A 13519-nucleotide genomic window follows, 5' to 3' on the forward strand; every position below is an offset into this window, starting at 1 on the left:
ATTTCGTCATGCAATGTTTTCGGTATTGATCGTGGTCGTGGATGAATGATGTTCTAGAATGTTCATACTGTCACATAAACGAACAGGAGCGAACATGCATATCTACTCTGTATCAGATCCCGAGTTCAAATCCTATGGTCGCGTGTGGGACGACGTGCCGTCCAACCTGACCGCCCCGCTTGTCGAGGCGCTTGCGGCTACTCCCATTCCCGAGGGCACCAAGTACGTAGCAAGCGCGCCGGAGCTCGAGGGCGTCAAGGATGCCGATAAGCTGGGCTTTCTCATGTACGGCGGCCGCTCCTTCCAGCTCGGCTGGTGCAACGGGCACAACACACGCCTCAACTGCCTGGAGTATCACCGCGCCAGCGAGTTTAACCTGGGCGCCCGCGACTTTATCCTGCTCGTGGCGCATCGCTGGGAGATCGAGGACGGCAAGCTCGACACCGCGTGCGTCAAGGCGTTCCGCGTACCGGCGGGCAAGGTCGTCGAAGTCTTCAACACCACGCTCCACTACACGCCCTGCATGGTCGACGACGGCGGCTTCCAGGTGATGGTGGCGCTGCCGGCGGGCACCAATGGCCCGCGCCCCGAGGCCGCAGCCGACATGCCCGCCGCCGGCGACAGCTACTGCTACTGGAAGGCCGACAAGTGGGTTCTCTGCCACGCCGATAGCCCCAAGGCTGCCGAGGGCGGCTACGTGGGCCTCGTCGGCAAGAACCTCGACATCGCCTGCGACTAGCATCTTCCGTCTCGATTTGTAACATCTAGCGGGCTAAATCGTCTCTACCTGTTACAGATTTAGACAAACTGCGGGGGGCTGCCCGAAAATCTCGATCTGTAACACCAAGCCCGGTTTTGGCTGCCTACCTGTTACAGATCGAGACAAACCGCCCCCAACCACCACAAAGGTGCCTATCCCCTTTGTGGTGGTTTGGGGCGGCGGTATCAGAAAGTGTCAGGCAGGGGCGGCTGCCGGGCCGCCGTGTGCGAAAAGAAGTGTCGGCCTGCGTCGTTGCCGTTGAGTAGCGCGCTGCTTACGGGGATACTGAAGCTACGACAAACAGCGTGTGAAAGGATCGATGTATGGCTTTCCGTAAAGACTTCCTGTGGGGCGGCGCGACGGCTGCCAACCAGTGCGAGGGCGCCTACGACGTGGACGGCCGCGGCCTGGCCAACGTGGATGTGGCCCCGCACGGCCCCGAGCGCTTCGCGGTGGTCTCCGGCCAGCGCAAGATGCTCGACTTTGAGGACGGCTATTACTACCCCGCGCAGACCGGCATCGATTTCTACCACCGCTACAAGGAGGACATCGCCCTCTTTGCCGAGATGGGCTTTAAGACCTTCCGCATGAGCTTGGCCTGGACCCGCATCTTCCCCAATGGCGACGAGACCGAGCCCAACGAGGCCGGCCTGGCCTTCTACGAGGACGTGTTCCGCGAGTGCCAGGCGCACGGCATCGAGCCGCTCGTGACCATCACGCACTTCGACTGCCCCGTCCACCTCATCAAGGAGTACGGTGGCTGGCGCAACCGCAAGCTCATCGACTTCTATAAGAACCTCGCGACCACGATCTTTACCCGCTACAAGGGCCTGGTGAAGTACTGGCTCACCTTCAACGAGATCAACATGATCTTGCACCTGCCGTTTATGGGTGCCGGCCTGGTCTTTGAGGAGGGCGAGAACAAGGAAGCCGTCGAGTACCCGGCCGCCCACAACGAGCTCGTCGCCAGCGCTTGGGCAACTAAGATCGCCCACGAGATCGACCCCGAGGTCAAGATCGGCTGCATGCTCGCCGCGGGCAGCTGCTATCCCTACAGCTGCCGTCCGGGCGATGTGCGCCAGGCGCAGCTCGACAACCAGGACAACTACTTCTTTGTCGACGTCCAGAGCCGCGGCTACTACCCGGCTTATGCCGTCAAGAAGCTCGAGCGTCTGGGCATCGACGTCGGCATGACTGACGAGGACCGCGAGATCCTGGCCGAAAACACCGTCGACTTCATCAGCTTTAGCTATTACAGCACCCGTTGTTCCGCCGGTGCCGATAACCCTGATGTCGAGCGCACCCAGGGCAACGCCTTCGCCGGCGCCAAGAACCCCTACCTGCAGGAGAGCCAGTGGGGCTGGGCCATCGATCCGCTGGGCTTCCGCATCACCCTCAACGACCTGTACGACCGCTATCAGAAGCCGCTGTTTGTGGTCGAGAACGGTCTGGGCGCCAAGGATGTTGTCGAGGAGGATGGCTCCATCAACGACGACTACCGTATCGACTACCTGCGCCAGCACATCGCCGCGATGCGCGATGCAGTGACCGAGGATGGCATTGACCTGCTGGGCTACACCACCTGGGGCCCGATCGACCTGGTGAGCGCCGGCACGGGCGAGATGTCCAAGCGCTACGGCTTTATCTACGTCGACCGCGACGACGCGGGCAACGGCACCCTCAAGCGTTCCAAGAAGAAGAGCTTTGACTGGTACAAGCACGTCATTGAAACGAATGGTGAGGATCTGTCCTAAGGAAGCCGAGACACTCAACTTCAGAGTTTCCTAACCAAAACGCCCGGCGAGCAGTTAATGCCCGCCGGGCGTTTTGTTAAAAGAAGTGAAAGCACTCATTGGGGACGTACTTAAATGACCAGTCAAACAAGAACGTCCCCAACGACTACTCATTTAAGTCTGTCCCCAATGAGTGCCCCAAAGTGAGAGTGGATAATCTGCCGTTTTTGGCCTGTTTGGGGGCTCAAAGTGGGAGATTATCCACTCTCGTCATTTGGCCGGCACTTGGGGGCACTTCTTGTTGAGTGTGAGCGCCGTCGCTGCTACGCGACGGTGATGGCGACCTGGCCGTAGCGGGTGCAGGGGCGCTCGGCGCGCGTCTGCACGGTAAGGGTGAGCACAAGGCGGTCGCCGGGCCGCGCGTCGGCGGGCACGATGAAAGCGGTGTCTACCGTGCATTCTTGCCACAGCGACAGATCCTGGGCGCCTGCATAGCTCGACGGGTCCACGGCGACATCCCAATGCACATCGAAGCCCTTGCCGTCGGGGTCGACGATGGTCGCTGTAAGGTCGACGCGCTCGCCGGCTGTGGCGCTGCGGTCGGCCGTGACCTCGACAACATGTGCCGGATGCGAGCAGGCTGCCGGATCATGGGCACACCATTGCGCGCGGGCGGCAAAGTCTTCCTGATAGGCACGCAGGTAGGGATTGAGATTGTCGTCTGCGGGCGTGCCGATGGAGGCAAAACCGGCGGGCGCGTTCGCATCGGGATGCCCATCAAAAAACATGCGGCCCAGCAGCGTATCGAAGTCGCGGTCGTCGATACCGCGCAGGCCAAACGGAAGCAGCGGAATATAGGTCATGCTGTCGCCTTCGGCCATAAAGTCGCCGCGCTCAAACTGCACCGCGGGCCTGCCTTCTAGGCCCCAATCCAGACGGGCATGCTTGCCAAACTGAAAGCGCTCGGGCTCGTTTTCGTAGACCTTACCATCGCCATAGAGCATATAGCGTGCCATGAGGGGTCCGTTGCCCTGCGTGAGATTCCGCTCAGGCCAAGGAGCCTTAAACAGCGGCAGCGTATCGGGCTGAGCTGTTTTGGCGTCGAAATAGTTGCCATACATATAGGGCGTACGCCAAAAGATGAGCTCGGGAAAGAGCTCGCGTCCATGGTCGAGCCACGAGTTGTCCTGCCCCACGCCATCGGCAACGCCCATCACGCGCACCTTCTGATAGACCCGCTGCCGTACGGCGGGCCACTCGGGCGTGGCGCGATAGCGCTCGGCAATACTCATGAGGGCGCGAACGATCGTATTCATGCCACCCCAGCTGAGCAACCATAACGTACGCGGATCATCATCCAGAATCGCCTGCGCAATTACGCGAGACCCCTCAGTTTCCTCAGTCACATCACCCTCAAAGGCAACATTTCCCACAAAGGTGCGCTCGATCATCTGGGCGGGCGTGGGAAACGGCGGCTCACCGGCAGCGGCCGCATTTGCTTGCAACTGCGGCCAAGCCTGGGCATATTCATTACTCCAGAGACTCTCAATCCAATGCTCGGGAAACGGCCGATACTCACGAAGCTCGCCGGCTAGCGGATCGGGCTCATGAGGCACAACAGCCCACTCATAAGAGCGCCGCCCTTTGGTCCGCCAATGCGAATTCACCTCGCCGAGCGTATGAACCCCATCCCCAAGAAAGTGATACTGCGAAGCCGTATACACCACAGCCTGAACATCAAGCAAGTTGAGATACAGAGCCAAATGAACAAGCGAGTTCATATCATCGACTTCCATATCAGTGGTAACAATCACCCGAGTCAACTTCTGGGACATAGGAACAGCTCCAATCAAAATCAATTCAGCCAGTTACGCGCAAGGCAAGACGGGACCCATGCCCCCATCGCCACCGACCCGGCGGCCCGCTAGAAGCGGCCGGCCAGGGTCACAGCAACGTCAACGCAGCGGAGACCGGGGTTTAGTCTTGCAAACATTCCGCAGGGGGCATGGGCAGGCGCAGCGCGAAGCGCAAAGCGCCAGCCCATGCATGCCCGAGGACGTTTGCAAGACTAAACCCCGGTCCCCGCGATGGGAGGGCTTAGCGGTCGACCCTGGCCGACCACTCCCAGCAGCCCACCGGCTCGCCGTCGATGAGTACGTTGCCCCCGTCGAAGTCTTGATAACACAGGTCGTTGAATTGGTGGATCCACACGCCGTGGTTGAACGTCTTCTTGGCCGAGCCGTCGGCCTCGCGATACACGCCGGTCAGGTCCTCGACATGGCTAAAGTAGGTGAGATGCACGTTGGCGCCGGCATCGCGCAGGCGCGCGAACAGCGGCAGCACGGTCTGCTGCGGGCACACGAGCTCGTCGCCCTTGGAGTGCGTAAACCACAGCGGCGTCTTGGCGAGCGCGGCTACGTCCTCGTCCGTGGCGTTGTACCACGGGGCGCAGCAGGGAAGGCCCGCGGCGAAGAAATCGGGGTAGTCGGCGCACAGGCGCAGGGTCATAAAGCCGCCGTTGGAAAGACCGGCGACCACGATGCGGTCGGTGTCGATGCGGTCGGCATGCTCGGCGACAAACTCATCGATAAGTGCCTTGAGCACGGGGGAGTAGATGCTCTGGTTGGAGTGACCAAGCTGCTCGACGCCGTTGTCCATCCAAAACGTGGGCGACTGCGGCACGAGCACCCAGGCAAAGCCGCCAAAGTAGCGCTGGATCTGCGCCTGGCTGATGGCCGTCACGCGGTTGCCGATATAGGCGCGCGTGGCGCCTTCGCCCTGCGTGGCGCCCTTGCCCTCGCCGGCGCCGTGCAGATACACCACGAGCGGTGCCTTTTGGGGCACGGCCGTGGCCTCGGGCGCAAAGGGGTTGAAGCATGCCGAGTCCTCGGCCTTAAAGCTGGGCTCAAAGAAGCCGTATTCGAGCGCGATACCGTCGACGGCGGTCTTTTGCGTGTCGTTGCTCCAGCCTTTGAGCGCAGGGCAGATATCGCCACGGCAGGTGTCGAAGACCAGGCCGCAGGTGGGATCGTCGCCGTCGTTGCCGGGAAGAGCCGCGAGCTGCGTGATGCGCAGCTGGTCATCGAGCATGCGCGAGCCCATGACGCCGCCTTCGATGGTCTTGGTCAGGCGCTGCTCGGCGACCTCGAGCGCCACATGGGTGCCCACGGCGAGCTTACGTCCGTTTTCGTCGCACGGATATGCGGCGAGAACGTCGATGTAACCCACGGAGGGCGCGGCATGGTCGGCGCCGCGCTCCTTGCGCATCAGAACTTCGCCCGAGCGTTCGTGACGCTCTACATATATATGGAAGGTGTTCGCGTCGATGTCGTTGGCGCGCACGGTGCAGGGCAGGTCGAGTACGACCTTGCTGATCCAGGGGCCAAAGTCGCCCAAGGTGGTGACGGTTGCGTAGGTACACAATTTGAGTTCCATGAGCTGCCTCCCTTGCGCCGCTAGTGGGAAACAAAAGCGGCAATACAATCTAAACATGTTTAGTTTAATCCAGAATTGCAGAACAAGCTGATAAACTCGGTAAACGGCAAAATTTAACACGCCATGAACTACTAAACATATGTTTACTAGCTTCTAGCAGGGCTTCTGTTGATGAGTTAACAGGTCATAGAGGTGTTTATCAAAATAAAAGCCCACGTAAAGAGCCATTTATCAATAGACAGTCAAAGAGACTATCTCCCGCCATTGGAATACGTTCACCCCCGATTTCCTACCGTTCGCCGGACTCTGCACGGTAAAATTGCCACAAATGAGGCGCTCCGTGTAAACTAAAGCCCGTAAACGTTCAGTAAACACTTTGTTTACGACAGCGTATCCAAGGGTCCGGCAACCGTAAGGGGTTATAGTCGCCGGGCCAAAGGCGTGCCTAAGCCCAAGGGGGCTGGCACACGAAGATATGGGGAGGGGTCCCATGGCAGTAGATAACAAGCAGATTGCCACCGATGTCCTCGAGCTCGTGGGCGGCGCGGAGAATGTTTCCGTTGCCACCAACTGCATGACGCGCCTGCGTCTGACGCTCAAGGATAACAACAAGGTCGACGTGGAGAAGATCAAGAAGGTCAAGGGTGTTCTGGGTTGCCAGTTCGCCGGCGCCCAGCTCCAGGTCATCATCGGCCAGAACGTGCCCAAGGTGCTCGCCGAGTTCGTCGCCATCTCCGGCGTCAAACAGGGCGAGGCGGTCAACGAGAACCTCGACGCTCCCAAGGAGAAGTTCGAGCTCAAGAACCTGCCTAACATCATCCTCGACTATCTGTCGGGCTCCATGACCCAGCTCATCCCGCTGCTCATGGCCGGTGGTCTGTTCCGTACCATCGCGGCCGTCCTCGGCCCCACCATGCTCGGTGTGCTCTCGGCCGACGACCCGACCTATACGTTCCTCTACACCACGCTGTACGAGGCCACGTTCACCTTTATCCCCATCTACCTGGGTTATGCCGCCGCTAAGAAGCTCGGCGCCAGCCCGGTGCTCGGCATGCTGCTCGGTGGCGCCCTCATGGCTCCTTCCGTGGTGAGCGTCGCCACCCAGGAGGGCGGCGGAATCATCTCCGTCTACGGCATCCAGATCGCCGCTGCCAACTACCAGCAGTCCGTCCTGCCGATCATCCTTTCGGTGCCCGTCCTGTACTTCATCGAGAAGTTCTTTAAGAAGGTTATGCCCGACGTGCTGTCCACGGTCTTCACGCCGTTCTGCACCATGATCGTCACGATCCCCATTGCCTTCATCGTCCTCGCTCCGATCGGCAACGAGATCGGTACGCTGATCGCCAACGCCCTCTTCGGCCTTGCTGACCTTGGCGGCATCGGCATCCTGATCGTCATGGCCATCCTCGGCGCCTTCTGGCAGCTCTTCGTGGTCTGCGGCATGCACATGCCCGTCATCCTGCTCGCCCAGGTTCAGATCGTCGCTGCCGGTTACGATCCCTTCGTCTTCGTTTCCACCAACTGCGCTATGGCCGCTGTCTGGGGCTGCGCCTTCGGTGCCTTCCTCAAGATGAAGAACCCCGACGAGAAGTCTCTCGCCATCGGTTACGTCATCTCCGCCATCGCCGGCGGCGTCACCGAGCCCGCGCTCTTCGGCATCCTCATGCGCTTCCGTCGCACCATGTTTGGCATGTTCATCGGCGGTGCTATCGGCGCTGTGTTCTCCGGCCTCATGGGTGTTACCTACTACCTCGCAGGCGGTGCCTCCAACTTCCTGGTCTTCACCAACTACCTGCAGGGTGGCCAGATGAACACCGTCTGGGCTATCGTTGGTATGGCAATCTCCTTTGTCATCGCCGCTGCCGTCGTCTTTGCCTGCGGCTTCTCCAAGGAGGAACTCGCCGAGATGGAGGCCTAAGGCCAAACCATTCGGTTGCATATGACCTCACCTACACGACAGGGCCCCGTCAGGCGCAAGCCCGGCGGGGCCCTTCTTGCAAGGTAGACTGATGGGGGGCGGGTGAGATTCGCCCGCGAGGGTTTGCCAAGCGGCGGGGCTTTCGCGCGGGGTTACCGCGAAAGTTTCCGGCGGTTCGCAAATCCTTTATCGAACGAAAGGACATGCAGATGAGTTTGGGAACGCTGACCGTCAACGGTCGCCAGGATGGCTTTTTGTGCGAGGGCAAACCGTTCTTTTGGTTTGCCGATACGTGCTGGAGCGCGTTTACGAGCATTGCCGAGGCCGATTGGGACTACTATCTGACCCGTCGCGCCGAGCAGGGCATGAACGTGCTGCAGATCAACACGCTGCCGCAGTGGGATCGCTGCTGCCCCGATCTGGGCATTTGGCCCTATGCCAGCGAGGATGGCGTGCATTTTGATTGGTCCCGACCCAACCAAGCGTACTGGGATCGTGCCGCCGCCATGTGTCGCGCTGCCGTCGAGCACGGCATTCGTCCGGCACTCGTGCTTATGTGGTGCAACTACGTGCCCGGTACCTGGGGCGCCAAGATTGCCGAGCATTGCGGTGCCGAGGTTATGCCGCGCGAGGAGGTCCGTGCCCACGTTGCCCGCGTCGTCGAGAACCTGGGTGAGTTCGACCCCGTTTACGTGGTGACGGGCGATACCGACTTTACCAGCGACGAGGCGATCGCCTATTACGAGGATGCCCTCGACGAAGTCGTCAATCGCGCGCCCGAGGCGTTGCGCACCATGCATATCAACCGCGGCAACCGCACCATCCCGGCACGGTACCTGGACCGCTTGGACTTCTACATGTTCCAGCCCGGCCACAACTACGAGGGCCAGCCCGAGGCTTGGCACTTGCCGCAGGACTTTATCGCCAACTATCCCAAAAAGCCGATGGTCAACTCTGAGCCTTGTTACGAGCAGATGGGTGCGTCGCGCAATGTGTACTGGCGCTTCACCGCGCAGGACTGCCGCGCGAGTGTGTGGTCGTCGATCCTTGCCGGCGCCAGCGCGGGTGTGACCTATGGCGCACACGGCGTGTGGAACTGGCAGACATCGCGCAGCCAGGGTTCGGTCCTGGGCGAGGGCTTTGACATGCCGTTCCGCTGGCAAGAGTGCCTGCAGTTTGCGGGCGTTTGGGACTTTGGCGCGATCGAGCATGTGCTTGCCGGCCTGGGTGCTACGGCTGGCGACGACGCACTTGCCGTGGTTCCGGCGCAGGAGCTCCTCGATGACGCGCGCGAGGCCATTCGTGTGGCGCGCGTTGGCGATCGCGTCGTCACGTACCTGCCGCGCACCACGGCGCTCAAGTTTAAGCTCGACGGCGCGCGTGGCTGGACGGCGACGGTTCTCGACATGGAAGACAAGCGCGTCGCCAAGCTGCCCGTTCGCGACAACGGTGACGGCACCGTGCGCGTGGCTCAGCATCCCTTTGAGCACGACGCCCTGGTGATCCTGACCCCTGGGCGCTAACGGCTCTTCTCCAACATTTACAACCCAGTCCCTTTCATAAGGCTGCGACGGAATGGTTCCTGCATGACGGCTTTAAGCTGTCAAGGGGAGCCATTCCGCCGCACTCATTGGGGACGTACTTAAATGAGTGGTTTAACTTGAGACGGGACTTTTTGACCGCCTGATGGGTCGCGCGCCACAATTCGGGCGCTACAGTAGCTCGCCGTGGCGGGCAATGTGGCGGCGCTTTGCCAGCTGGGTGAGCGCGATGTAGGCGGCGACGATGCCGATGAGCAGCGCGAAAAAGCTCGTGGGCAGCGTCGTAAGGCCGAGCGTATCGGCGATGGGGCTTGCCGGCAGCCAGGTGACGAGCGCCAGGCCCAGCACGGTGAGAACGCACAGCGCGGGCGCGGCGTGGTCGCGCGGGCTCGGCAGGCGCGGGGAGCGCAGCATGTGGATCACGAGCGTCTGCGACCACATGGACTCGACAAACCAGCCACTCTGGAAGATTGCGGCGAAGGCCATCATACCCGCGACGTTGCCCGCGGCGGCAAGCTCTGCCCAGCTCGCGCCCACGGTTGCGGGGCACACCACAAAGAAGAGCGCGGCGAAGGTCACGATGTCAAACAGCGAGCTCACGGGGCCCAGCTCGAGCATAAAGCCCTTGATGGACGCGGCGTCCCAGGCGCGCGGGCGGGCAGTCCAGGCGTCATCGACGGTGTCCCACGGCAGCGCGATGCACACGATCTCGTAGACCAGCGACAGCAGCACCAGCTGCAGGGCGCTCATGGGCAAAAACGGCAAGAACAGGCTCGCGACGGTCACGGACAGCACGTTGCCAAAGTTGGAGCTCACCGTGGTCTTGAGGTACTTGAGCAGGTTGCCGTAGGTGCGGCGGCCTTCGATGATGCCGCGCTCGAGCACGCCCAGGTCCTTCTGAAGCAAGATGATATCGGCGGATTCCTTGGCGATGTCGACGGCCGAATCGACCGAGATGCCGCAATCGCTCGCGCGCATGGCGGCGGCGTCGTTAATGCCGTCGCCCATAAAGCCCACGGTGTGACCGAGCAGCTCGCGCATGACGCGCACCAGGCGCGCCTTCTGCAGCGGCGAGAGTTTGGCAAAGAGATGAGTTTTCTCAGCGCGCTCGGCAAGCTCGGCGTCGTCGAGCGCATCGATCTCGGAGCCCAGCAAGACGTTACTCGCGTCGATGCCGATCTGCTCGCAGACGGTGGCGGCCACGCGGTCGTTGTCGCCGGTTAAGACCTTGACCGCCACGCCCTTGGCCTCGAGGGTGGCGACGGCGCCGGCGGCACTTGCCTTGGGCGGATCGAGGAAGGCCAAAAAGCCCATCAGCACCATGTCGCACTCGTCGGCGATGCCAAACTCACCCACGCAGCGCGGATTGGTCTTTTGCGCCACGGCGATCACGCGCAGGCCCTCGGCATTGAGTTCGGCGACTTGCTTGCGAATCTGGGCGAGCTTATTTTCGCTGAGCGGCTGGGCGACACAGTCAACCTCGACAAAGGAGCAAATCTCGAGCATTTCCTCGGCAGCTCCCTTGGTAACCATCTGGGTTTTGCCCTGGGCGTCGGCGACGACTACGCTCAGGCGACGGCGTGAGAAATCGAAGGGCACCTCGTCGACCTTGGTATAGCGGTCGCGCAGGCTCTGGCCCAGCGTGGAGTCGGGCGCGACAGTCGAGGGCGTCACGTCGGCACGGTCGATGACGGCCAGGTCGATAAGGTTTTTGAGGCCGGTCTGGAAGAAGCTGTTCAAAAACGCATGGCGCAGCACGCGTGCGTCCTCGTTGCCGTCAGTGTTGAGATAGCGCTCGAGCACGATGCGGTCTTCGGTGAGGGTGCCGGTCTTGTCACAGCACAGGACATCCATGGCACCGAGGTTTTGGATCGCCGGCAGCTCCTTGACGATAACCTGGCGGCGGGCGAGGTCCTTGGCGCCCTGCGACAGGCTCGTGGTCACGATGACGGGAAGCATCTGCGGCGTGATGCCCACGGCCACGCTCGTGGCGAACAGCAGCGCGTCGATGACGCTGCCCTTGGTGGCGGCGTTGACGGCAAAGACGACCGGCGCCATAACGAGCATAAGGCGTACGAGCAGCATGGAGACGCTCGAGACGCCGCGGTCAAACGCGCTCTTCTCGCCGCGCCCGTTGAGCATCTTGGCGATGCCGCCCAGGTAGGTGTCCGAGCCGGTGGCAACGACAAGTGCTATAGCGGTGCCGTTTTGCACGGAGGTGCCGGTAAAGACGATGTTTTTGCAGGCAGAGAGCGGCAGCGCGGAGCTGCCGGCACCCTCGGCGACCGCGACAGCAACGGTCTTCTCGACGGCCTCGCTCTCGCCGGTGAGCGCGGACTCGATCACAAACAGGTCGCGCGCGGTGATGATGCGGGCATCGGCCGGCACCATATCGCCGGCAGAGAGACGGATTACATCGCCGGGGACGAGATCATCAAAGGGGATCTCGATACGCTCGCCGTCGCGCAGGGCACAGCAGGTGTTGGAGACCAGGTCCTTGAGGGCCTCGGCCGCATTGCCGCTGCGAGCCTCCTGGATAAACTTCATGCTGCCCGATACCAGCAGCATGATGCCGATGACGATGACCGTGGAGGGATCGCGCTGGGGCTCGGGTACGGCGAGCACGTCGATGTAGAGCGAGACCAGCGCGAGCGCGGCGAGGATGCCGGCGAAGGGATCGATGAACGCGTCGGCGATGCGGCGGGCGAGCGTCTTGGTCGGCGCCTCGATGGTGTTGGGGCCGGCGGCGTCCAGGCGCTCGGTTGCCTGCTCGGCGGTGAGGCCGTTTGCCGTGGCGTCAAGCAGTACGAGAGTGTCCTCAGCACAATGGGTGGCGGCGAATATGGTGTTCTTGGACAGGCCGGCGTGGGCGGCAGGGCGCGCCGTGCGGCGGCGCTTGGAGATAGCTTCGAGTACCGTAGCGGTTTTGAGCATCAGCATAGGGTCCTCCTTGTTGAAGGGAGTTAGCGTACGTGTCGTATTTGCTTCAAAAAACCTAGATGTCGCTCACGTCAAGCTCGCGAACCGCCACAAAGGGGACGGGCACCTTTGTGGCGGTTTTGACGATCGGCTGTTGGCGCTTATGCGTGTGCGGAATCCTCGCGGCGTGCCGAGGGCGACATGCAGGTTTTTCGACTATGACTGCCTTCCATGGCACACCTCCTTAAGGCCGGGCGCGGCGCGCTTTGGGTATCTCGTACCCGTTTTAATCCGCCCGTATTTTTGATGAGGGGGTTTGCCGTGTCAACCCCAATGTTTGGAAAACCATTGCCCCTGACAAAGCCTTTACAGAATGCCGAGGCCCCAAAGCGCGCCCGCAACGCGCCCCGCCTGCGCTAAACTGGAAGGCACGTACGCGATTACGAGAGGAGCCCGCATGGAGGCTTACAAGCAAGAGTTCATCAAGTTCATGGTTGAGTCCGACGTTCTTAAATTCGGCAGCTTTACGCTCAAGAGCGGCCGTCAGTCCCCGTTCTTTATGAACGCCGGCGCTTACGTGACGGGCTACCAGCTCAAGAAGCTGGGCGAGTATTACGCCCAGGCAATTCACGATAACTTTGGTGACGACTTTGACGTGCTGTTTGGACCGGCCTACAAGGGCATTCCCCTGGCCGTCGTGACCGCCATTGCCTACCACGAGCTGTATGGCAAGGAGGTCAAGTACTGCTGCGACCGCAAGGAGGCCAAGGACCACGGCGCCGACAAGGGCAACCTGCTGGGCTACGAGCCCCAGGACGGCGACCGCGTGGTCATGGTCGAGGACGTCACCACCAGCGGTAAGTCCATCGACGAGACTTATCCCAAGGTCAAGGCTGCTGCCGATGTCGAGATCAAGGGCCTCATCGTGTCCCTCAACCGCATGGAGGTCGGTAAGGGTGGCGTGACCACCGCTCAGAAGGAGATCGAGGCTAAGTACGGTTTCCCCGTCGCGAGCATCGTCTCCATGGCCGAGGTCGTCGAGACCCTCTACAACCACGAGATCGACGGCAAGGTCGTCATCGACGACGAGCTCAAGGCCGCCATCGATGCCTACTACGAGCAGTACGGAGCTCGTTAGTTACGGCGTTTTACCAAACGCCGTAACTGCTCGACGCTGCGCGGGCCGCATTTGGACAATCTGACGTTCAACTTC

The 13519-nt window shown here is 61.3% G+C and carries 8 protein-coding genes; 5 read left to right on the forward strand and 3 right to left on the reverse strand.

Annotation, left to right across the window (positions count from 1 at the left end; all coding sequences use genetic code 11):
• Positions 1-94 precede the first annotated feature (94 nt).
• The gene (locus DW233_RS08550) at positions 95-739 is read left to right on the forward strand and encodes a DUF4867 family protein (RefSeq protein WP_118256323.1); all 645 of its coding nucleotides are present in this window, start codon (positions 95-97) and stop codon (positions 737-739) included.
• A gap of 344 nt (positions 740-1083) precedes the next feature.
• The gene (locus DW233_RS08555; protein WP_117800091.1) at positions 1084-2514 is read left to right on the forward strand and encodes a 6-phospho-beta-glucosidase; all 1431 of its coding nucleotides are present in this window, start codon (positions 1084-1086) and stop codon (positions 2512-2514) included.
• 302 nt (positions 2515-2816) lie between these two features.
• On the opposite strand, the gene DW233_RS08560 is transcribed toward DW233_RS08555, so the two are convergent.
• Together DW233_RS08560 and DW233_RS08565 are read right to left on the reverse strand one after the other, a co-directional pair.
• Positions 2817-4328, reverse strand: coding sequence for a nucleoside hydrolase-like domain-containing protein (locus DW233_RS08560; RefSeq protein WP_117800092.1), 1512 nt, complete (start codon positions 4326-4328; stop codon positions 2817-2819).
• Between the two features lie 262 nt (positions 4329-4590).
• Entirely contained in the window at positions 4591-5928 is a 1338-nt protein-coding gene (locus tag DW233_RS08565) for a prolyl oligopeptidase family serine peptidase (protein WP_117766220.1), read from the reverse strand.
• 490 nt (positions 5929-6418) lie between these two features.
• On the opposite strand from DW233_RS08565, the gene DW233_RS08570 reads away from it, so the two are divergent.
• Together DW233_RS08570 and DW233_RS08575 are read left to right on the forward strand one after the other, a co-directional pair.
• Complete coding sequence (locus DW233_RS08570; protein ID WP_118267767.1) at positions 6419-7846, forward strand: PTS transporter subunit EIIC; 1428 nt, start codon at positions 6419-6421, stop codon at positions 7844-7846.
• 209 nt (positions 7847-8055) lie between these two features.
• Positions 8056-9369, forward strand: coding sequence for a DUF4038 domain-containing protein (locus DW233_RS08575; RefSeq protein ID WP_118267770.1), 1314 nt, complete (start codon positions 8056-8058; stop codon positions 9367-9369).
• 189 nt (positions 9370-9558) lie between these two features.
• Here DW233_RS08575 and mgtA read toward each other — a convergent pair whose 3' ends face one another.
• Positions 9559-12327, reverse strand: coding sequence for a magnesium-translocating P-type ATPase (mgtA, locus tag DW233_RS08580; RefSeq protein ID WP_118267768.1), 2769 nt, complete (start codon positions 12325-12327; stop codon positions 9559-9561).
• Positions 12328-12763: 436 nt separating this feature from the next.
• On the opposite strand from mgtA, the gene pyrE reads away from it, so the two are divergent.
• Positions 12764-13444 carry an orotate phosphoribosyltransferase gene (pyrE, locus tag DW233_RS08585; protein ID WP_089573524.1) on the forward strand — a complete coding sequence of 227 codons (681 nt, stop codon included), beginning with the start codon at positions 12764-12766 and terminating at the stop codon, positions 13442-13444.
• Positions 13445-13519 lie beyond the last annotated feature (75 nt).

It is taken from the genome of Collinsella sp. AM20-15AC (assembly GCF_003471405.1).
Lineage (GTDB): Bacteria > Actinomycetota > Coriobacteriia > Coriobacteriales > Coriobacteriaceae > Collinsella.

Coding starts and splice junctions, on each gene's coding strand:
- DW233_RS08560 (WP_117800092.1), bottom strand. CDS start 4,328: ATGTCCCAGAAGTTGACTCGGGTGATTGTTACCACTGATATGGAAGTC.
- pyrE (WP_089573524.1), top strand. CDS start 12,764: ATGGAGGCTTACAAGCAAGAGTTCATCAAGTTCATGGTTGAGTCCGAC.
- DW233_RS08555 (WP_117800091.1), top strand. CDS start 1,084: ATGGCTTTCCGTAAAGACTTCCTGTGGGGCGGCGCGACGGCTGCCAAC.
- DW233_RS08565 (WP_117766220.1), bottom strand. CDS start 5,928: ATGGAACTCAAATTGTGTACCTACGCAACCGTCACCACCTTGGGCGAC.
- DW233_RS08550 (WP_118256323.1), top strand. CDS start 95: ATGCATATCTACTCTGTATCAGATCCCGAGTTCAAATCCTATGGTCGC.
- DW233_RS08570 (WP_118267767.1), top strand. CDS start 6,419: ATGGCAGTAGATAACAAGCAGATTGCCACCGATGTCCTCGAGCTCGTG.
- mgtA (WP_118267768.1), bottom strand. CDS start 12,327: ATGCTGATGCTCAAAACCGCTACGGTACTCGAAGCTATCTCCAAGCGC.
- DW233_RS08575 (WP_118267770.1), top strand. CDS start 8,056: ATGAGTTTGGGAACGCTGACCGTCAACGGTCGCCAGGATGGCTTTTTG.